Origin of the sequence: Cyclobacterium sp. 1_MG-2023 (assembly GCF_030546805.1) — a bacterium.
Taxonomy (GTDB): domain Bacteria; phylum Bacteroidota; class Bacteroidia; order Cytophagales; family Cyclobacteriaceae; genus Cyclobacterium.
The window spans coordinates 41,349-64,758 of sequence record NZ_JAUOPC010000004.1 but is presented as its reverse complement, the minus strand read 5'-3'; the positions used below and the strand labels follow the sequence as shown (position 1 = coordinate 64,758).

Sequence of the window (23,410 nt, the reverse complement as noted above, 5' to 3'; positions counted from 1 at the left end):
GAAAACAGCAACGAAGTGGCTGATTTTGAAGCGATTTCAGCACGTAATAGATTGTCTATTGCATATTTCGGGCAATGTCGTTTAGTTAAGGAATTTTTATTATTTTTAGGAAAGAAAAGGGAGCGTAGTTTTTTTGAAAATAATCTAACAACAATCAAGTCCTTTTCCTTTTCGAAGGACTTTTTAAAACTATTAAAAAACAATATAGAAAATGGATTAACACGCGATAGGTTCCGTACGACTAACACAGCGTTTGTTCGTCAGCGGTGTTTGGGTTTTACAGATCTTATCTACTTCATGTTGGGCCTGGGTAAATCGAGTGTTCAGCAAGAACTTGATAATTTTTTTTCCGACAAATCGGTCAGCTATTCCAAAGGAGCATTCAGTCAGCAACGATCCAAACTAAACCCCAAGGTGTTTACATGGCTCAATGAACAACAATGTTCTTTTTATTATAAAAAAGCCAGCCATATTCGTAAATGGAAAGGTTTTCGGCTTATAGGTATCGACGGCAGTACTTTGCAGCTTCCTTACAGCAAAGAATTGGCAAAAGGTTTTGGCCATTTCGAAACCCGGACTGAAAACGGGAGAAAAGTAGTGTTAGCCCGTGTTTCCCTAGCCTACGATGTACTCAACCAAATCAGTATAGATGCCAAGATCAAACATTACAGGACAAGTGAACTTGCTCTGTGTGAAAGTCATCTTCCCTGTCTAGGGCAGGGCGACCTGCTTATAATGGATAGGGCTTATGCGGCCTTTTGGCTCATGTCCACATTGGTTCAGCAACAGAAATCCTTTGTCATCAGGGTAAAGGCAAACAGATGGAAACATGCAAAAGCATTTTTAGCATCTACCCAAAAACAGCAGATCATAGAGGTATCCCCTTCCAAAGAGGCCTTAAACAGGTGTAGAGAAAGGAATATTCCTACTGAGGCACTCAAATTAAGGCTCGTACGGGTACCGATTGCATCAGGAGAAGACCATATATTGATAACCAACCTAGTTGACCATTGGAAGTACCCTGTCAAGGAAATACGTGAGCTTTACAGGAAAAGATGGCCTGTTGAAGAGTCTTTCAAGCTACTCAAAACCAGGGCGGAACTTGAAAACCTGAGCGGAAAGACGGCCAGGGCCGTTCTCCAGGATTTTAATAGAATCATTCTCAGGGCCAACTTGAGCAACATCCTCAGTAAAACACTTACCAAAAAAGGGATTGACTACTGTAATAAAAAACGGAAAAACACTTATCAGATCAACAGAACCCAAGCGTATCGTAAAACCAAATCTATAATTGATCAACTCAAACAAGGAATGGACAAAATCATTGGAAAAATATCTGATTATGCTTTCAAACTGTTGCTTCAACTTGAAATAGTACGGCCCAATAGGTCAGTTCCTAGAATTAAAAGGTATACTGCCAGACCCAGTAATTTTATAACTTATAAACCTTAACTAAACGACATTGATATTTCGGGTTAAATTTAAAACTAAATCCATTTCGCAACCAATAGTACGGAATTCCTCTAAATCATTACCCAGATTCAATATACTGGTTTACATTTTTAAAAGTCTTTAATTAATCGAAGAAACTTAGAAAAAAGGCCTTCTTCCTTCTCATTCTATCAATTGAAAATCACCTTGTTCAACGTAAGTCAATTCTGTAGATACGGCTGTTTTCACTAATTCTGCAATATTTTTGCCATTTACCAGTGTCACCGGATTACTTTTTACCCCTTCCTCTATAAACGACATACTGTAAGGTGACCCATTTATGGTATACTCGATTTTTGAAGCGTTTGTATTGCGGTTATTGTTTGTTGTAACTTCGATCTGAACGGCGTATTTAATATCGGGAGAAATACAATCTGAATCTAGCACTTCAGTTCCATCTTCATAAACAAATTTAATTCCAATTGGGTGATACCTTTCTTCATTCCCTAAAAGACCTGTATTGTCCTCCTTAATACAGCTGACACAATAAATGGTCAAAAAAATTAGTATAAATATATTTCTTGCAATTTTCATTACTCACTCTTTTAAAATTATTTCTACGTTTTTTTCAAGATCACCCGTTTTCAATAGATAATCGCCGGCCAGTAAATCCGTAAAAAGCACCTCCCCATTGACAATAGGCAATTTTGCATATTCAATCTGGTCTTTAAATAAAATAATTTCCCCTCCATTTAGATCCGATACAACTTTGATGGCTCCTCCATTGTAACAAACAGCATCCTTTTTGTATATTTTTATACTGCTTGATCTTGTGGTATAACGTACACTTATAACCCATTGCTTTTTCATTGATTCATCCTGTGATAAAACATCCAGGTATACAGGACTTGAGAAATCCAGCACACTCGTACCCGAGATTAGTTGTTGACCTCTATGGAATAATTTACTACCATCACTTAATTCAAAAACACCTTTTAGTAAGGTGGGATTAACCCCATTATTAAGATAAAGAACCATCTCTTGGTCATTTTCAGTTTTATTCACTACTTCAATATCCTTAAAACTAAAGTCAAGTATTTGCGCTTCATTATTTAGCGCAGGACTTGCAATACTGAAAGCCTGCGATAAATTACCGCGTAAGGCATTGGTTTCAAATTTTACTGTTTCGGATATATCTGTTACTTGATTTTTCTCAGAATCATAAACCTTAAAATGGATGGTTTCACCTAGGGTATTAGAAAACACATTAAAATACGCATAATACCTGTCTTTGCTTTTCACATAAATCAAATTGGTAGTACCTCTACATTCTCCATTTACAAATGCACCAACTTTATCGCTCGTACTATTTAAATTAAGACCGTCAATATTTAAGAATGAGACAAATGACATGGTATATTCGAAGTTATTTTCCTCTACCACCCATTCAGGCTCTTGCCCATAACCATTTGTACAGATAAAAAAGAGTATTGCCAGCCTAATAATTGATCCTTTCATCATCTATTCTTTTATAACCTTAAAAGTATAAGGTAGGAATGTGTTCTTGAATTTAATCTTCAGAATATAAAGCCCACTCCCCACATCGGGGTTAAGTATGAGTGTATTAATTCCTTTATTTATACTTTTCCCATAAGTATTTACCAATTGACCAAACGTATTAAACAATTGGATATTGATAAAATCATCCTGATTGGAAATTAGCTTTATCTGCAATTCCTCTTTGAAAGGGCTGGGGAAAATTTTAATTCCACCCAATATTTCATTCCCTAATACTACCGGATTTTCTACCGTTCCAAGCACATTGTTTGCAGTGAAATGGAAAGTTTTGTGGGTAGGAATCATGCGCTCACCATCACCTATATAGAAGGTTAACTCCTTATTGGTCTCCCCAAAAACAGTAATAAAACTTAAATTTTGATTCCCAATCACGTGGTTTACTGCTTTTCCTCTTAAATCACCCTTATCATCAATTGCAAACAGTTCGTGGTAGCCTTCGGGTAACAACACTACTGCATTCATATTGGCCGAAAATCTAGCAAATTCAGCCGATATCACTTCCTCCGGTGTTTGAATCTCAAGATTCGACATTCGGGAATTAGAGAAATCCCATAAAAACCTAGGGTAGGTGAATATTTGCTCTTGACTAGATCGCAGCATATAACCTTTATTGGCTTCTAAATAATTTAAAGTACCACTCCAACCATTTACCTCATCATATATGGCAAATTGATTTTGAGACTTAATAACATCCCCTTCATGAGCATCGAAAGATGACAGGCCTTCATTCAATGCAACATTGTTTTTTAAAGGATAGGGTAACCAATTCCAATTGAGCTTGATAGGAAAACTCCATGAATCTAAATTGACAGAAGAACCGGAAAGAATTAAATCCTGTCGATTATTAAACTTCGCTTTATACATGTAAGAAGTAGATAAACCACCATGCTCACTTATTTCACCATTCCATGAACTGGATTCAGGAGAATTCTTATTTTTAAAGTAGGTTTCTAATTTCGAGGGGCTATTGCTCATTAGCCTGTCCGACGTTTCTAAAACCATTCCTTCTGTTAAGACATTTAAATTTGAAAAATTTTGATCCTCAACATTTAGAGACAACCATGTCCATCCTTGATTCAATTGTATTATTTGCTCTACAACCCCTGAATTTTCAAACATTGAGGTATTAGTCTGAGTGCCTATTATGGTGTTTTCATTAAAAGTAACCGTCAACTTCTCATCTAAAGTTGCCTGAACAACTTGTCCTTTTGAAGCATCCCATATTTTAAAATTAATTAAATCACTGTAAGCCGAATCACTATAGACCGTTAAAAACACAAAGTATTCCTGATAGGCCTCATCCCAAACCATGTCCGCTACGCCCCTTAGCTCACCATTAGAGAAAGCTGAAACTTTATCATAAATGTCATCAGAATAAACACCATCTATGCTAACTCGACCGACAATATTCATACTATAATTAAAACTATTCGGATCTATGACCCAATCAGGATCTTCTGCTAAGACCCTAAGTTTCAATTGTAGTTTCTCGTCTAACCCGAAATCAGTTTGTAGATATAGGTCTTCTATGTATTCTCCTGTTGCCAGACCTTCATCAACACTAGCTGTTATCACTACCTTACTATCCGGCAACAATGTTCCCGAAGAACTGCTCAAAGATAACCAACTTGGAATGCCAGAAATCGCAAAGGGCTGGGTTCGCCCCCCTTTGTTTAAGATGCTTATTTCAAAAAATGTAGCTTCTTCACCAATTTTGGTAAGGTCAACAACATCGTTGTGGCCGTCTACAAACCAATTCATCTCATTTTTTTGTATAAAAGCTGTCCAGGTTATTGGGGATTGTTGCATATTATCAGAAGCATCAAACATTCGATGAACGGTAATGTCTAATACCTGTCCTTCTACCACTGCCCAATCTGAAATCACAGGTTCCAAAATCATTTCATCTTCATTGATCACATGATTCACCTGAAATTTGATTAGGTTTCTTTCAGGCTTTATGGCAGGAACATCATTTGAAAAATTAACAGCACCGGCATTCATCGTACCATAGGAAGTGCTCATTTCTCCACCACTGACAACGTGGTAATATAGTGCCCCCTTATCAGTTGCAGTGTTAGGTGCATTCATTCTGGCATAAAGTAATAGGCCAATACTTTCCACATCAATTTCATGGTACCTATCTCTAGAAATTTGATCAACATTCCTAAGGGTATTCCAAAGACGGAATTCATCGATTTTCCCAGTAAAAAAACGGTCCACTGTTTCTTTATTCCCTAGATCTCTAAATCCTCTCGCTCCTATCCAAACCTTATCCCCGGAAAACCCACCTATATTAGTCATTGGATTGGAGGATACTTGTTGGGCATCCACGTAGGTTCTTAGAGCACCATTTCGATTGAATAATAGTGTGATGTGGTGCCAAGAATTATCAGCGACACTTGCAGCGGTTAACACATAGGTATTTTCTTCACTGGCCAAATACAAAGCTCCGGACGTATTCATATTGATCGACCATTTGTTCGCAAAACCGTTGGACTGGATCGGATCCTTTCCTTCTAGTGTGCCATCACCTATTCCTCTTCCATTTGAGAAAATAGTTGCCTCTTGCGGAGTTTCTGTTTTGATCCAAAAGGAAATAGTTGCATCCATTTCATTGGTCAACTGAACAAAACCAACATTATCCAAGGCCAAGTATTGCCCATTACTAAAGGAATAAGCAGTCCCTTTAGGCTTAATATCCCATTCCGCTTTCACTAATGCATGTTTAAAACGTGCAAGATCATTAGCAAGCTCTCCACGTCCCTCGTTCAGCGGCCAATAACCTACCAAATTAGCCTCTTTCCCTTGGAGCTTGCTATACATCCCGGCATATGCATCGCTCAAAGTTTTTGATACTGACCACAACCGGAGATCATGAATGTTTCCAATGAAAGAATTTCCACCAATAATTAAGGGGTTGTTATTTGTAAATGCTGTGTTTGCCGAGCCGGCACCCCCACCTATTTCCCTATCATCCTCATATATACTTAGCGTTCCCAATTCATTGTTATGCGAAAATGTATAGTGATGAAATAATTCGTCATTTGCGATAGTTCCATGGGCTGTGATATCCCCAAGGGTTACAAATATCTCATGGTCCTCCAAATTGATGGTTAACCCGTCTTTTTGTTCAACAATTGTAGCTGTGCTTTCTGTAGTGGAATTATTCATCCAGAACTCAAGGGTCAAATCACCCGACACTAACCTTGGGCTTTCAATAGTTACCGTGTTACTATCTCCCTCAAAATACAAAGAAACACTATGATCAATTGGCAGTTGGTTGGATTGTCCTTTTATCTCAATGGTGCTTACTGCACTATTGAAATACATATTTTCGTTGAATTTTACCCGGAGGTCTTCTCCCACCCCTAAAATACCATCTATAGGAAATGGTGTACCAAATTGCCTTGGGGCTACTAAATTAACTGTTCCAGAAATTACGTCAGAAATATATACTGTACCATTTTCACATATACTTCTTGCTCTTATTTCGTAAACTCCATCTTGTAACTGAAGTCCTGCAATATCAAAAGGAAAATTAATGTTTGGTGTTTCAATCAACGCAATTTCCGTTTCCCCATTCCCGACAGCCTCATCGTAAAATGCCTCCGTATTGTAGTAGGTATACAGGCGTGTCCAGTTTGGCGATGTTGCTAAACGGTATTCTAAATCTATCTTTTTGAAGTTATCAAATGTCTGATTATAATCTGATAAGGTAATCAACAAGGGCTTTGAAAGTTCCGAATGATTATCATAAGCTGCATCTATATTGTAAACCCAATTATCCCGAGGTGCACTTACCTTTACTTGAGAACAGGTTGGAATAAAATGGGCCGATATTAAAACGTCATCAAAAACGTTTACAGGATCACAAAGTGATTGTAAAACCACTCTTATATTTTCATAATCGTAGACATCTGCAATTTTCTTATCCAATGTCAAGGTATAATCTACAGTTTGTCCGTATGGGACAAATATTACGGTTCCATTGGGCGATACATTGATATCAGGTGCATTAGGATTTGTTATATTGTCGATTATTAACTCAAAGTAATTAAAATTTGCATTATCACTAGTTGCATCTGCTAAATTTTGAAAAGACAGATGAAATTCTGCGGTATTGCTTTCCGGAATATTAAATATTTCTGCAACCTCTACGGTAATTTGAGGATCTTCTGCCTTTTGAGTTGCATTGCTTAAGGTTTCCCTATCCGCCTCTGCCAGAGCAACAATGGGGTTAGCAGGATCATAGGAGGAATGATTATAAAAATGAGACAACTCTTTGCCCTCATATGGGCAAGATGTTCTACCTCCAACAGTTGTGAAAACCGGTCCGTTACCATCAAATAGATTAAAAACATCAATACTCAAAATGTTTGCAGGATCATTGTCCTTCAAGGTATATTTAAAGGTCGTAGTTTCAGCTTCTTCTTTGGTGATACCTGCACTAAAATCCTGAGCCAAGGAAAAGACAGTGGTAGAAACAAGGCCTAACGCATCATTAATTTCAAATCCTATATCATATTGCAAGCTTTCTTCCAACTCAATATTATAAGCCAAAGAAGAGGAATTAATAAGCTCTGTTTCTACACTCCTACTTACTTCGCCTACACCCGAATCAAATGAAATATTACCGGATGATTGGGAGTTTACCAATGATTTATTGCTAGCGGCAAGGTCAAGTTTTTCCTTCAATAACGCTTGGTAAGGATCACCAACATCTGAACGATTTAATTCATTCTCTAAATCAGACATATAAATATCTAAATAATCATCAGCAGCTTTTATCAACGATTCAGATTCATTTAAAGCCAAATATTTCTTTCGTTCATTTTCAAGAATAATCTTACGCCACAACCTGATTTGTTCTTCGTACCAAAACAAACTATTGGCGCCTTCTACAGGAATATGATTTCTGAGATTTTCTGCAATCAACTCATATTGAGGCATTAAATCGTTAATTATGTACTTTTGAGAGTATACAAAAAAGGTATTGGTCGGTTTAGTATTTATATATATAGCTTTTTGCTTATTTAAATAAATGTCATCACCATTTGCATTGGTCAACCTATAATTATTGTTCGGATCTCCAATCGGTGCAATGTCAGCTTTAAAGTCATCATAAGATCCTATGGCATAATTACTAGCGTTCCCTATATACAAATCCCCATCAGCGCCCACAAATTCCGGGTCATCACTGGTCGAAATGGTTTGATTAAACGTATAGGTTTTTGTTAAACTTAAAGCATCTGAAGAAGAAGTTTCTAGCGTTATATTGCCGGTAAGGTCATTGACCACTTCTGTTTTCACCTCAATCGAGGCTCCCGGAACTCCCCCAACAAAGGTAACAGCTCCTCCCATCATTAATTTTAAGGTTTGAGAAAGCCCTCCGGATAAGGTGGACATGGATTCTGTGGTAAAACTTAAGGTTTGACCTGCCTCTATGGATGCAAAACTGTTGGATCCGGGAGGGTCTCGGAGAATAATATCCGGGATTTCAGGAGCTACTGTAAGGGGTGGAGCAGAAGTCCCATCAGGAGCCCCTCCTAGTATAATCCCGTCAGGAATATAATTTTCTGCCGGATAAGAAATCCCCCCAATAACATACTGTATATCCAAACTGCGTGTATGTGGGAACGTAGTATTGGGAACACCCCCTTGAAACGAATAATAGGAAATACTATTGTCTACTGTATCCTTTTCGATCTCTTCAGAGCCTAAAATTGCTAAATTATTATTGATTTTTAATTCCCCATCTATAATTGGCACAACATCTTCAATTATACTGTCTCCATCCATGTTCACGTATCTTTCAAATGTGGATAGGGTTATGGCATAACCTGCTGCCTGCTCATAAATCAATACCTCTTTACTAGTGTCTGCCGGGTGGGTTACCCCTTCAGTGCTTATAAAGTACTCACTACTATCTGCATTAAAAAACTGTAGTGAATCTGTTGAAGTTTGGTCGATGACACGCAATACTGGCGTAGAACGGTACACAAAGCTTTTTTCAAAATGATAGGGTACCCCTTCCAAAATATCATTGTTTGGAAGAATAAACTCCGGAGTTAAAAGCGGTGGAATACTTGAAAAATTTATACTTTCATTTGATGTTCCAATTATAGCTGAATTAATGCTCTCATTACTGGAAATTGTTAAGCCTGGTATATCTCCCCCTTCAATTTCATAATTCAATGGCATCACTTCAACACGATACTCGCCGGATTCGCTATTCGTTTTAAAGTTAAATTTTGTGTAATCGGTGACACCTCCGGCACCTGGTGGATCATACTGAAACGCAAAACTAGCCACCCCTATATTATTTTTCGAACTAACAACCAAAGGAATGGGCTTAAAATTTTCAATTGTATCGTTGATTACATAAAGCCCATTTTCACCAAATCCTATTGGCTTACTTGCTTCCACTGCTCCACCAACTACACGTCCAACCGCAGTTACTCTGGTCTCATCAATAAATACCACCGGCTCCTGAGCATCTTCAAAAAATTCTTTAAAAGTACCGGTTTCAGCAGGAAATCTACCATTGTAAGAAAAGGAGTGACCATTTTTTTCAACCCGTATAAAATGATTTCCAATAGGTACACTAATTTCAAAATTACCGGCTTCATCCGACAGTACAGGTGTATTGTTTTCATCAATTACGATTTGTCCATCAATGTAGATAGTAGCTCCGGAGACTGGAATACTGGCATAGCGTTCCAGTCGAAAATTGGTAGAGTCGTTCTCATCATAATAATTAATCCAATATTCACCTTTATTATAAGTGCCTGCATTTGCTCCTGTAAGCTTCTTATATCGATTATAGTTTTCATCGATAATTCCGGGACCTGTAACATATTCATCTCCATCATTCAATCCGGACAAATTTCCACCATTTACCTCTACGTAGGAAGGGAACACCTTTCTGGTATCGTACAATATTTTTCCTTTAAAGATAAAGGAGGACTTATCGATAAAATCAATTTTATTTACCACCTCTGAGCCCTGACCTAAAAAGACCAGTTGTTGATTGGGTTCAAACTTGTGTTGTCCATAAACAGGGGTAATTTTAAATGATTCTCCTGTTCCGGAGTAGGGAATGGAATTAATCTGATAATTGCCATTTTCATCGGTTACCCCTAAGATTCCCAATTGACTAGCAGATGGGATTGCACCAGGTCCAGATACAAAAGTGATATTTTCTAATTTACCGTGATTTCTATTATATGTATAGTCTTCTCGTGAAGCATCATAGGCATATCCCCCTTGATTTTCGTTGGCGCTTAAATAGACTATCAAACCCGGATCGTCACCACTGATATACCTTTTATAATCTGTTCGGATATCAGCGGCTGTTTCTATGCGATTCCATAAGCGAATTTCATCAATCAGAGCTGTTTTTCCACCACCTATTCTGACCTTGTTCCAAACAGCCTGCCCTTGTTGAAAATTAATAAGACTTGTAGTCTCGAAAATCTCTAAAGATGGAGTATTTATATTTTGGTCTATCTCGGCTCGTGCTTTATGTACAGCATCCCGGTACTCCTTTGTCATTGGGCGGCCATTGATAAAGAGGGATGGAGCCATTCCATCCCTCAACTGTATCGAAAAATGAGTAAAGTAATCATTGAAATTAGCTACAGGGACCATAATATCATCACCTCGGGCATCGATATCTCCAGAAGGAAATACATTTTTGATAAGGAACAAACTCTCTTTTATTTTAACTTCCAATTCGTTTGCCAATATTTTTACTCTGACATTAACATCTATGTTATTACCGTTTGCCTCAGTTAGTCTAAACAGCCTGATCGGGCTCCCATTATCATCAGTATAAGGACTATTGATGTCCGGTTTTACCCAAGCCTGTAAAGTAGCCAACGAATCAATTGGTTTATTTAATTTATTGATCTCAAGCTTAGCGTTAGAAGGGATTTTCACACTACTCCCATAGCTTATGGAACTCCCACTCGATTCGGCAACTACCGTTACGTTTTTCACCGGATTTCCACCTTCAAAATTAACATTTCCGGTAATGACCGCAGTAGGATTTCTAAACCCTATACCTGTGATATAATTGGTATAAAGCTCTTCATCCTCCATTACATTTTCAGCCAACACTTTATATTCATACAGTTTTCCTCCATCCACGTACTTGTCTTCATAGGTACCGGAGGGCTGTGGGGTAATATCAGCTATTGGTTGAAAATTTTCATTACTTCCAAGTTCTCTACGTAAAATTTTGATGTTTGTAATGTTGTTAATATTATTTCTAAGTCGCCATTCTATCAAAATCTTATCACCAAAATAACCTTTGGAAACACTAAAAGATTCTTCTGCAAAAGTACCATACAGGTAAAGTACATCCCATGGAAAACGTAAATCTGTTGGAGTAGTGTTATTGGATGTTCCTAAAAAAGGCAGCCCTACCTGAATTGTAAAACCTTCATTTTGTATGGCTTGTGAGACAGTAACTTCCTTGGCTCCTTCCTCCTGTTGTGCATAAAGGAAGGAAATCAACATACTCAATATCAGTGTAAGAAATAATTTTCTCATCCCCCTGAAATTATAATTTGATGATGTAGTTCACCCCATAGTTTATAGGACGAGATTCAGTTCCTTCAGAAGACGTATTTCCGGAAACAGCATGGGTATGTATCCCACTTAAATCGGTTTTTACTGTAGATACCCCTCCATCCTGGGCTTGTATATTAAACGCTGTTGAACCGCTATTACCATCATTAACAAACTTCCTGTTCATTAACTTTAAGGGATGTGAGTGTTCACCATTATTAGAAGTAGTTAAATCCACGCTGTGGTTGTGCGCCATGTTGGAATCTTGCTGTGTGGAATTTACACCACCATCCCTTCTATTATCGGCAAACTGGGCATCAGCGTTGACCCCTACCCCTCTTAAAAACATAGCCCTCAAATCTGGTGCATTGGTACTCCCCAGTAAAGCAATGAGATTTTCAGCCCCATTGATATTTGTTAGAGATTGTCCATCGCACAGCACCCAACCAATTGGAGCTGTAGCCCCAACAAAAGGCATGATAGCTCCGGTCGGCACCCCGTTATTAGCTGCTATTGCATAAGGAACGTGCTTTAGTTTTTCCTCTGACACAAGAACATTCCCCTCAGTAATTTTTAAATAGATTTGCTGATTAGCAAATATGGAATTATTGGTAGCAGCAGGACTTATAACATGGGAAAATACACCAAAAGCATCAGTATTTAGGCTTACTGTTTGTGGAGCCCCAACTTCAACTTTAGCATTTCCATTATTGCTATCAAAATAAAAAAACTCGAAAGTAAGGGAAATTTGGGCATTTGCTTTAGCCGTATTATTGTCATCTCTTGCAATACCTTGTATCGCTATATCAGCCATTTCAGCAGAAGTCTGAGCCAAAGAAAAAGAACAAGAGAATACTATTAATACAATGAGAATAAGTTGAGTTTTCATGGTAATTATTTTAATAAAGACATTCAAGACAAAAGAGAACTATCAACCCTCCTTTCTAATTTTTAACCAAATATTATTAGGTATTTATAAGCAGTATAATGGGAATAACGCACCTAAAAGTAAATCAGGAAAAGGTCAAAAATCAATCAAACCGAATCACTAACAGGTCAATTTGGGTAATCAACCGGTCAAATTAACCTTTGAGGAGGTTTGGTATTGATTTATTGCGATCAAACCGGCTGGAAAAATTTTATAATAACTATTTTTAAATGGAAAATGGTCAATAACTCAACACCTAAATTCAATTGAATACAATTCGACAACATTGGTTAAACCTTTATAAAGCAATCTCATTGATCGGGTTTGATCCTGACAAACCTAGAGAAAAACAAAAGCAAATAAAGCTCTTGAATATCTTTTGTGGATTTTGGATATTAATCGAAATGGCTTCAATTATTGCTGAAATTTTTGAACCCAATAAGCCACCTGTTTATATCTTTACCCATCTAGCCAATTTTGCAGGCATTTCACTTGTATTGTACCTTCAGTGGATAAGCCGAAATAAAATGGCAATTGCCCTATTTTTTTTCTTGGTTTACTTTAGCAATTTTATGTTCTCCAATTTCATTATATCAGGTAAAATGTTAGAAGCCGGATACCTTTTAGCTCCTGCCTTTGTACTCTTGTTTACCAACAATCGTTTTTATATTTTTTCCTCATTTGTATTGTCCCTTGTTCTTTTTATAATACCCAATATTTTTTTTCTCCATTATCCACAAAATTATTTCGGCCCTGATCGTTTCATCTTCATGGTTTTCGCAATTGTATTTGTTTTGGTTTACTATTTCAAACAAGAAAATCTTAAAAGTGAAATTGCTTTAGAAATAGAGCGAAAAAATATAGCCGATATTAACGAGCAGCAGTCGCAGTTTTTTATCAATGTCTCTCATGAGGTCCGTACCCCTTTGACACTTATCAAAGGTCAAATCAATAAACTTAAAAAATACAACTCCGAATTAAATGATGCTCAAATACAGTCCGTCGTGACCCAGCTCAATAACCAAGCTGATAAAATAAAAAAATTAGTAGATGATGTAATCGATTTAGCCAAAATGCAGGATACCAATTTCAGCATGAGCTTACATCCAATAAACTTGACTGATTTATTGAAGAAAATAGCTACCTCTTTTGAACCTTTATTTAAGCAAAAGCAAATAACATTTAAGGTAAATACAAGTACCTCACCAAAATTCGTTTTGGGTGATAAGCTATATCTGGAACGGGCACTTAATAACATTCTATTGAATGCCTTAAAATATACAGAAAAGAAAGGGAAAGTGACCCTATTCTTAAAGGAAAACCAAACCTCAATAATCTTTGGTGTGGAGGATGATGGCATAGGTATAGAAAAGAATGATTTAGAATTAATATTTAATCGATTTTATCAATCAAACAACTCTTTCAATAAATCAGGTGGAAGTGGTGTTGGACTGGCTTTCAGCAAAGAGATAATTACAAAAATTGGAGGAACAATTAGGGTTTCCAGCAAACCTTCAGTTGGGAGCACTTTTGTTATACACCTTCCTAAGGTTGAGAAAATCAAGGAAAGAGATCGTGTTAAAAATAGCGAAATAAGCAAACTTGAGCTATTGGAACGTTTTTCTTCTACTAATAAAAAAGTTAAAATTTTATTGGTCGATGATGCTTATGATATGCGACTCTACCTTAAAGATTTACTATGTAAATACGAATGCCTGGAAGCCGGGGATGGCCATGAAGCCTTGAAAATAATAAAGAGTCAAGCCGTAGATTTTATCATTACAGATTATATGATGCCAAATATGAATGGATTAGAATTCATTTCAAAACTTAAATCCCTACAACATACTGCTCCAATTTTGATGCTTACTGCGAGGGCAGATAACCAAATCAAATTATCTACTTTAAGACTTGGTATCGACGATTATTTACTTAAACCTTTTGAAGAGGAAGAATTGATCATACGGATAAATAATGCATTAATAAATAACAACAAACGTACAAGGTATCAACTAGAGGAAAAAATAGACCCCTCCCAAAATGATTCTAACAATTGGATTGATAAATTACAGGCATATATTTTTGAACAATCCGGAAAAAGTAAAATCAATCAAACTGATCTTGCCGAGCATTTTAATCTTTCATCAAGTTCTTTATTTAGAAAAATAAAAAGTGAAACAGGTTTATCCCCTAATGAACTTATAACAGAAGTTAAATTACAGAAAGCTAAAATGCTACTAGAAAATAGGCAGGTTCACTCCTTAAAACAACTTGTTCTCGAGGTTGGGTTTAAACATTCTTCCTATTTTTCAAAAAAATACTACGAGAGATTTGGCAGCAAGCCTAATTTTAAATTCTAGCAAGTGGCTTTGAACGATAAAAGAAAAATCAACTAAGTACCTAACCAATGGAACTAGGTTTTGGTCAAAGTAATGTAAAAAATACAAGAGATTATTTTCCTGATCACTCCCTTATTCTTCTTACAGCTGAATTAGATTTTAACTAAATCGACATCAAAATCAGCCAAAGAGTTGAAGAAATATCATTTGCTTATCGTTGAAAGTCTAACAATCCACCGAGTTGATTCAGTTTTCAATGTTATATGGATAAACATTAATGGGTAATTTTATGATACTTAAAACACTTACAAACACCGTTCAATTCACTACTTGTATTGTAGTTACTAATTACTTTGGGTTTGTATTTATTAAAAAATTTTGTTCTTATCATCTCATAATAAATAGTAGTAGGAAACTCTACAATTCTCTTAGTATTAATTAAATCTTTGATTATTGTTTTGAATTCAAATTTGGACGCTTCCACTTGATTTTGGCAGTGAAAACACTATTATCAGCAACTACGTTCTCTTCTCCCCTCATGTATTCGGCTACAGTGATCCAGGTCTCATTTTGATTGACTTCCATGATGCCAAAATTACCTAAAGCAACTCCTCTATTGGGAACCATCTCACGTTCAGTAGACCGTATAACTTGAAGGTTATTAACATCCACCTCTGCCATAAAAAGAGGTGCCCTATGGCGAAAAACCTCATCATTATCTGCACCTCGTCTGGTGTACACCAAGTATAAGGCATCACTATGCCTCACCCAATGTTGCTGGGTGTTATAACTCCCCAAAATAGACTCATCGTCAAAGGTCCATTCCTTAAGAGAACTAAAATGCAATCCATCTTTGCTTTTAGCAACATAAGCACTTTTGTCACTACGCATGGTTAAATAATATTCTCCCTTAAAAGAGGTAATGGATGGTTCATAGATCCCCCTACCCTGTTTAAGTATTAATTCATCACCATGCGCTTTATAAATTAAATTTTCACCATCAAACGTACATCGAACTACTGTGCTGCTAAAACCAAAATCATCACTTTTCATCAAACTACCTATACTAAAAGCCTCATCTGGATTATTCAAAGCTGAATAAGCCTGTTCCTCGGTAAGCTTAAAATAAAACACAGGTAAAAGAATATCTCCATTGGGCAACTCCAACCATTGGGCACTGCCTGCTGCAGGTGCCATTAAAAGCATTCCATCATGGTCCAATTCCGGTAGTTTCAAAAATTTAGGAGAACTCCATTTTTCGGTTTCCGGATCAAAACAGGCATACACCACCTTTTTTTTCCAACCGTCATGTGTCCTTTCGTTAGAATAAAAAGGAGAGGTACCTATATTTAAAACCTTATTTGTAGAGGAATGCCATTGAGGCCACATATCCACTACAGATCGATAGCCACTATCTTGTTCAATTATTGTCAAAGAGGGTATTGCTTCAGGCTCAGACCAGGTTTGGCCCATGTCTTGGCTTATCACTTGATACAAGTCATGATAAACATCTGAGCCCTCTTTGAGTGTTTGTGACATAGTGGTAAGCACCTTTGGCTTATCGGAGGGTATTACAGCAGAGCGTGCATGTGTCCAAGTGTATTCTTTTTCATTACCTTTGGCAATGGTTTCCAGTTCCACAGAAAATGCTTCGCTTTCAACAGTACCTTTTTCTTTACAGCAGATGACTAGTCCGATAGAAATACAGCTAATTAATTTTATAATATTTCTTAACATTCGCTTATCGGGTAAAAATCTGTAGTGTTTTAAATCGATTATTGTTCCTAATTTATTGAATTCTTTATTTGAAAACCTTCCTTCTTTATTTTTATCTTTCCATCTGAAGGATCTTCCTACTCTCGCTAGAAGGCTGCTGAAATGTAATCAAAATATCCCTCTCAATCTTCAAATGACTTTATCAAGGTTCTATAGCATATCAATAAAGGCTTTTACCTTTTAAGCCATTCAAACATTTCTTTGAAGGCAAAAATATTAAAGGAGCTTATACCCCATACATGAACAATTTGTTCGGTATTATCACAAGACTCAAACTGAATCCTTTAGCATATATTATGAGGTCAACTCCTAATTCTGCCTGAATTAATTGCATAAATTACAAAAAATAAAACCAATCCTAATTCCATCTATAAAACAAAAGGAGCATAAACAAAAATAACTAACCACACCCCTTTTACATGGAAAGACTTATCCTTAAAAAATATTGGGAGAACGATAAATTAACTAGTCCAATTAATAATTTATATGTAGCCTTCCCTATTTATTTTTTTGATAATTTTGCTTCTCTTCTTCTTTTACTATCCGGATATAAAATAACTACCTCAAAAAAAAGCACTTGCAAGATGTATCCTGCAAGTGCTTAAATTTTAAGAGCCTCCTGTCGGGATCGAACCAACGACCTACTGATTACAAGTCAGAAATAACACTACTTTTATACTTATCGAATACTATCCTTATTTATTGATTTTTAGGTATTTAAAGCATTAAACTATGCTTTTGACTATGGTATTTTTATGTAAATATGGATACATTTTTGTGCAAATGGTGTGCAAATGATTATCTTTGTTCAAAGCTACTTTGACATGACACGAAAAAAAGACAAGGCCAAAGATCCGGTTAAGGTCAATTTATACCTTGACACTAGGCGCAAAAAAGAAAATGGATCCTATCCGGTGAAAATCCGGGTTTATGACACCTCCACTAAAAAAGCCAGACTTTATACAACTGATTTCGATCTTAGCGAAAAAATTTTCAATAAGATATTTTATCCTGAAAAAGGACAGCGATTTAAAAAAGAGGAAACCGAAATAAAGGAGGACTTAGAAGAGTTGAAAAATCTTTATTCGAATAAAGCAAAATTTTTAATTTCATTCACTTTTGAAGGGTTTGAAAAATCCCTTTCGATTACCTCAGGGGAATTACTCGATTCCTTTTATCATTATGAAAGCTATATCCAAGAGTTAAGGGATTACAATCGTATTTCTACAGCTTCAAGTTATGAGTTAAGCATGAAGGCCTTGAAAGCTTATATTAAGGATATGACCGGAAAGGAGCCTAAGAAGCTATTGTTTCAAAACATCACTGTCAAATTTCTTAATGACTTTGAACTTTGGATGACTGAAAAAAAGGAAAAATCACTTACCACGGTTGGAATTTATCTTAGAGGCCTCCGGGTAATATTTAACCGGGCGATCGAGGCGAAAGCCATAGACCGGGAAATTTATCCTTTCGGATCCAAGCGTTATGAGATACCAGCCTCTACCAATACCAAAAAGGCTTTTGATTCAAATGAACTCCAAACCCTATTTCAAGCTAAAGCCCAAACCCCGGAGCAAGAAAAGGCAAAGGATTTTTGGTTTTTTTCTTTTGTGTGCAATGGTATGAATATGAAGGATATTCTCCACCTCAAATGGAGAAATTTGTATGATGGTCAAATCGAATTTGTAAGAGAGAAAACCAAGCGAACCAAAAAGGCAAACACAAAGCCTATCCAAGTGCCCTTAACTGACTTTGCAAAGTCTTTCATTGAAAAGTATGGCACCAATGAGAAAGAACCAAATAAATTTGTTTTCCCTATCCTATTGGAAAATGACAATGCAGAAAAACAGCATTTAGCAAAATTGAACTTCATTCGATATGTAAACCAGCATATTAAAAAGCTAGCTAAGGCAAACGGATTAAATGAAAATATTTCTACCTATTGGGCTCGGCATTCCTTTGCCACAACAGCAGTAAGAAAAAAAGCAAGCTTGGAATTTGTAAGCGAAGCTTTGGGACATTCCGACCTTAAAACTACTAAAAACTACTTTGCAGGTTTTGAAGATAAAACCAAAAAGGAGATATTGGAGGATATAACTGACTTTATGCGAAAATAAAAGGTTTTTAGAAGGGTACATTTTATTCATTCCCTTCATTTATTCAAAGCTACCTAGATGAAAGTTAAAGATTATCTTCCTCTTTATGGCCTTCTATTCAATTTTGAATATTTTACTATGGTTGATGGTAAAGAAATGACTGTTTATGAATTATTTGAAAACTATCCAGAGCTTGAAATAACCGATACTCATTTAAGCCAATTTTATTATTTTGATCTAGGAAGCCTTCAATTAGTTTTGAAGGATGATAGTTTTACAGAAAAATCCGTAGTGTCTTACTTAAGAGATCTTTTTGACCAATATAGGCAAAGTGGTGGAGACCCTAATTTATGGTTAAAAGAAACATTATACTGGGTTAATTTTAGTCCCGATCATTATAGAAAAGATTTAATCGGTATAATTGAAAAAACCCTCTTAGATTGGACTGAAAATTTTGATCGATTACCTATCGATTATTGCTATGAGTATGCAAATGACATATTAGAAGTAGAGAGTAGCTTCAATATTTTAGAATCAATTTGGCTTAATAATCCCAAAATGACCAAAGAGGACTTTTTACGAAAAGGTTTAGATTTAGGATTATGGGATAAGAATTATGAATTAATTGCCAAAAGAGGTAGTATTTATGGAAGTGGAAAAAGGTTATTAGCAAACCTTTATATTTCATTGAAAGGAAATTCAATCAATGATAATATAGACCATAAAAAAGTAGGATTGGCTTTTTGTGAATTCTTTAATATTAGAAATAATCCAAATACTGCAAATCAATTTAAGCAATTTCAAAGAGGAGAGGGAAAAGAGATCAAGCTTATAAAGAAGGATTTTAAACTAAATTCCTGAAAATTCTTTTAATAAATTTTTTTAAATTCATTTCATTGGATTTTACCTATCTATTGGGTGTTTTTATTCATTCCTGAAAATTCCTGAAAATTCCTAAATGATTAATTTTTCAAATTCGATCATTCTTAACCGAAAAGATCGAAAAAAATGAAAGAAAATCAAATCAATTTTGATTCCATCCCAAAGGGTATGGTCTCAATATTCGAAAAGCTTAGGCAAGAGTTTAAGCAAGAGACAAAGGAAATTAAATCTTTAATCTTGAAATCATCCACTGAAACAGGTGGTGATCAACTATTCACAATCCAAGAAACATCTGAATTTCTACACGTTCAAAAGCAGACTCTTTACTCTTATGTATCCAAGGGAATTATCCCTTACAATAAGAAGGCGGGGCGATTGTATTTTTCCAAAAATGACCTAATCGAATGGATAAAGGGTGGAAATAAAAGAGCCTTTAGTGTGGAGGAGGAAGCGCAAAAAATCATTTCCAAACGTAAAAACAGAGGAGGAAGCCATGAATAAAAATTCAAAAACTACCCCCTCAAGTGTCAAAGCTACTCGACAAAGCAAAGATACAAAAAAAAGAGAGATCACTTTAAAGGCCTCAATGATTGGAAATAGCATGGTAAATATTTCATTATGGGACAATGATTTTGAAATAGGCACTATTATTTGTCCAGTAGAAGTTTATGGAATAAATGACCTTTTTTATTCTATACTAGATAAAATGTTAATGGGTTACCTCGAAAGTGGAGAGTATGATAAAATTTCAGAGGATGAAAGGAGGGGTGAAAAATGAACATAATAAATAAAAAAGGATTTGAAGACCATTTAAAGGAAATCAAAAAGGAGGCACAAACAAAGTTGCATAAAGAAGTTCTAAAGGAACTTATGGAATGCCTAGAAAAAGTAAACTATTTAGAAAAAGCATTCCCCAAACTTACCGAACTGAATAACAGGGTTAAAGCATTATTTGATTATTGCGGAAATCCAAAAAATAAAAATAAGGAAGACTTCAAAGGTAAGGAGGAGGAATTGAAACTACTAAAAGCGGAAATCAATTCTATGAAGTTAATGGAAAAGCACCTCCTTATAATATCGGTTAATGAAATCCAAAAAATGGCTAAAAGGAAAAAATTTGGGCTTTGCATTAACCGTGATTTTATTTACCTGTATAATGGGGAATTTTGGAAAAGCATTGACAAGAAAGAATTTGAAAAGTTTTTAGGTGAAGCCTCTGAAAAAATGGGAGTAGGCAAATTTACAGCGGAATATTTCCTATTTAGAGAAAAGCTTTACAAACAATTTACTGCAACAGGGTATTTACCAGCCCCAAATAAGCCAAAGGATAAGGTTCTCATAAATCTAAATAATGGCACATTTGAAATATCAAATAAGCCTATTTTAAGGTCATTCGATCCGGTTGATTTTATGCGTTACCAACTCCCCTTCTCTTATGATGCAAAAGCGGAGGCACCTAAATTCGAGAATTATTTAAATAGAGTTTTACCAGAGGAGGATAAGCAAAAAGTTTTGGCCGAATTTCTGGGATATATTTTTATACCTGCCAGTCAATTAAAATTGGAAAAAGCCCTATTCCTTTACGGTGGAGGTGCTAATGGAAAATCTGTTTTATACGATATCATTAAAGCTTTGTTAGGCAATCAAAATACAAGTGAATACACCTTACAAAGCCTAACAGATTCAAATGGTTACTACAGAGCGCAAATCGCAGACAAGCTTGCGAATTATGCCACAGAGATAAGTGGCAAACTGGAAAGTTCAAAATTCAAATCCTTGGCCTCAGGCGAACCGATGGAAGCGAGGTTGCCATATAAAGACCCTTTCATAATTGAGGATTATGCCAAATTGATTTTTAATACAAACGAGCTACCAAAAGATGTAGAGTTTACAAATGCTTTTTTCAGGCGATTTATAATCATTCCTTTTGAAGTGAGAATACCGGAAAAAGAGCAAAATAAAGAACTTGCTAATGAGATAATTAAAGATGAATTACCGGGTGTTTTCAACTGGGTATTAGATGGACTTAGAAGAATAGTAGAAAATCGAAAATTTTCAGAAAGCCCCTCCATTGATAAAGCCTTAAATGAATTTAGAACTGAATCTGACACGGTAAAACGTTTTATTGAAGAAAATGAATATTTACCAGACCTGCAGAAGAAGATCTTACTCAAAGAACTCTATCCAGAATACAAACAGTTTGCATTTGATGAAGGAAACAGGGTACTGTCAAAACCTAACTTCAAAAAGCGATTGGAATCACTGAAAATTCAGGTGAGGAGAGAAAGCGATGGTATACAAGTTTACATTTCACTGAATAAAAATGAAGCCTCTATATTTTGATAAAAAAAGATTTAGGGTGAGAAATTGCCCTTGTGGTAAATCAAATAAGGATGGAAAATTTTCTCCTTTTGTCGGGTATGTCGATAAAGGCTATTGTCATTCATGCAATAAAACATATACACCTGAAATGGGCAAGAATAAATATTTAGGAGATAGTCCATCGAAGTTTATTTCGACACCTAATGCCAAACCCATTTCTTATTTTGACCCTGAATTAATGAATGCCACCTTGAAAGGTTATAAAAAAAATAATTTTTTTTCCTTTCTAAAATCAATCTTTGGTGAAGCTTCTACTATGGAAGCTGTTAAACACTACAAAATAGGGACTTCTTTAGCCCGTAATGGAGCAAATGTGTTTTGGTATATAGACGAACACCAAAAGGTAAGAGGAGGTAAAATAATGCTTTACAACCCCTCCACAGGGAAACGCCTAAATTTCTTTTCCTGGGCGCATTCCAGACTAAAACAAAAAGAATACAATTTGAAGCTTTGCTTCTATGGATCTCATTTACTAGAAACCTATCCAACAAAAGATGTGGGAATAGTAGAAAGTGAAAAGACAGCCATCATTGCAAGCCTAGTTTTTCCAAAATTAGTGTGGTTAGCAAGTGGAGGAAAGAGCGGTCTAAATAAATATAAATTCCAAAACTTAAGAAATAGAAATGTTTTTCTTTTTCCTGACCTTTCAAAGCCGGGAGATAATGAAACCTGTTTCAACCTTTGGACTAATGAGGTAAACAAAATACAGGACGAAATACCATGCAAATTTAAGGTCTCTGATTATTTTGAAAGTAGGGCTAAAATCGAGGAAAAAGAAATGGGCTTGGATTTAGCTGACTATATCATATTAAAAGACTGGAAACCAAAAAATGAACGAAATGAACAAAATGAAGGCATTCAAAAACCTTTTATACGTGATGAGAAAATAACTAATATAAACAATGAACAATTTGACAATATTAGAAAACAGATTAAAAAAGTTATCCAAGGTATTAGAGAAGAAAATAAAAAGGAATCAAGCCTTAAAGACAAGATTAGAGATTGTGAGATTCCAAGCGGAGCAATACTTGAAAACAAAGAGCTTCTTAAAAGGTACCGAGCAAAATACGGATATTAATTAACTAAATTATCGTAAATTACGGTATAAATACGGGTAATATGGGGAAATTTAAAAAAGGCAATCCGGGTAGACCAAAGGGTGCAAAAAACAAAATTAATACCCAAATGAGGGATTTAATCCAAAGTCTGTTTGATAACAACTATCAAACTATCCAAGAAGACTTGGAAGCACTGGAAGCAAAAGACAGATTAAAATTCCTTTCTGATTTATTGCCGTATTTGTTGCCAAAACTTCAAAGCACCACACACAGTCAAGAACTTAATTTTGATAGTATGTCAGACGAGGAATTGGATATTTTAATTGATAGAATAACTAATGAATAAATTACCTGATTTGAAAA

14 protein-coding genes are annotated in these 23,410 nt (G+C 35.7%); 9 read left to right on the top strand and 5 right to left on the bottom strand.

Translation table 11 applies throughout. From position 1 onward, the window contains the following. Positions 1-15 precede the first annotated feature (15 nt). Positions 16-1,452: an IS4 family transposase gene (locus Q4534_RS07000; RefSeq protein WP_303612449.1), complete on the top strand. Its 1,437-nt coding sequence runs from the start codon at positions 16-18 to the stop codon at positions 1,450-1,452. Between the two features lie 162 nt (positions 1,453-1,614). Here the strand turns inward: Q4534_RS07000 and Q4534_RS06995 are convergent, their stop codons facing one another. The 4 genes from Q4534_RS06995 to Q4534_RS06980 are packed head-to-tail and all read right to left on the bottom strand — an operon-like array spanning position 1,615 to position 12,475. Further along, entirely contained in the window at positions 1,615-2,025 is a 411-nt protein-coding gene (locus Q4534_RS06995) for a hypothetical protein (protein ID WP_014021175.1), read from the bottom strand. Positions 2,026-2,028: 3 nt separating this feature from the next. Beyond that, positions 2,029-2,952 (bottom strand): hypothetical protein, encoded by a 924-nt coding sequence (locus tag Q4534_RS06990; RefSeq protein ID WP_303612448.1) that lies wholly within the window; start codon positions 2,950-2,952, stop codon positions 2,029-2,031. Further along, complete coding sequence (locus tag Q4534_RS06985; protein WP_303612447.1) at positions 2,953-11,568, bottom strand: LamG-like jellyroll fold domain-containing protein; 8,616 nt, start codon at positions 11,566-11,568, stop codon at positions 2,953-2,955. 10 nt (positions 11,569-11,578) lie between these two features. Beyond that, positions 11,579-12,475 carry a tail fiber protein gene (locus Q4534_RS06980; protein ID WP_303612446.1) on the bottom strand — a complete coding sequence of 299 codons (897 nt, stop codon included), beginning with the start codon at positions 12,473-12,475 and terminating at the stop codon, positions 11,579-11,581. 443 nt (positions 12,476-12,918) lie between these two features. On the opposite strand from Q4534_RS06980, the gene Q4534_RS06975 reads away from it, so the two are divergent. Beyond that, positions 12,919-14,874 (top strand): response regulator, encoded by a 1,956-nt coding sequence (locus Q4534_RS06975; RefSeq protein ID WP_303612445.1) that lies wholly within the window; start codon positions 12,919-12,921, stop codon positions 14,872-14,874. A 429-nt stretch (positions 14,875-15,303) separates the two neighbouring features. Here the strand turns inward: Q4534_RS06975 and Q4534_RS06970 are convergent, their stop codons facing one another. Next, positions 15,304-16,590, bottom strand: coding sequence for a sialidase family protein (locus tag Q4534_RS06970; protein ID WP_303612444.1), 1,287 nt, complete (start codon positions 16,588-16,590; stop codon positions 15,304-15,306). A gap of 863 nt (positions 16,591-17,453) precedes the next feature. Between Q4534_RS06970 and Q4534_RS06965 the strand changes: the two genes are divergently transcribed. The 7 genes from Q4534_RS06965 to Q4534_RS06935 all read left to right on the top strand — a co-directional run bounded on the left by Q4534_RS06965 (position 17,454) and on the right by Q4534_RS06935 (position 23,393). Beyond that, positions 17,454-18,746, top strand: a complete 1,293-nt coding sequence (locus Q4534_RS06965; RefSeq protein ID WP_303612443.1) for a site-specific integrase — start codon at positions 17,454-17,456, stop codon at positions 18,744-18,746. Between the two features lie 57 nt (positions 18,747-18,803). Beyond that, positions 18,804-19,586, top strand: a complete 783-nt coding sequence (locus tag Q4534_RS06960; RefSeq protein ID WP_303612442.1) for a hypothetical protein — start codon at positions 18,804-18,806, stop codon at positions 19,584-19,586. A gap of 147 nt (positions 19,587-19,733) precedes the next feature. Next, complete coding sequence (locus Q4534_RS06955) at positions 19,734-20,108, top strand: helix-turn-helix domain-containing protein (RefSeq protein WP_303612441.1); 375 nt, start codon at positions 19,734-19,736, stop codon at positions 20,106-20,108. After that, a complete protein-coding gene (locus Q4534_RS06950) occupies positions 20,101-20,385 on the top strand; it encodes a hypothetical protein (RefSeq protein WP_303612440.1) in 285 nt (94 codons plus the stop codon). The genes Q4534_RS06955 and Q4534_RS06950 overlap by 8 nt, the downstream gene beginning before the upstream one ends. Beyond that, positions 20,382-21,950 (top strand): phage/plasmid primase, P4 family, encoded by a 1,569-nt coding sequence (locus tag Q4534_RS06945; RefSeq protein WP_303612439.1) that lies wholly within the window; start codon positions 20,382-20,384, stop codon positions 21,948-21,950. Before Q4534_RS06950 ends, Q4534_RS06945 begins: the two co-directional genes overlap by 4 nt. Positions 21,951-22,077: 127 nt before the next feature. After that, positions 22,078-23,067, top strand: coding sequence for a DUF6371 domain-containing protein (locus tag Q4534_RS06940; RefSeq protein ID WP_303612438.1), 990 nt, complete (start codon positions 22,078-22,080; stop codon positions 23,065-23,067). Positions 23,068-23,108: 41 nt separating this feature from the next. Then, positions 23,109-23,393: a hypothetical protein gene (locus Q4534_RS06935; protein WP_303612437.1), complete on the top strand. Its 285-nt coding sequence runs from the start codon at positions 23,109-23,111 to the stop codon at positions 23,391-23,393. The last annotated feature ends 17 nt before the right edge of the window (positions 23,394-23,410 follow it).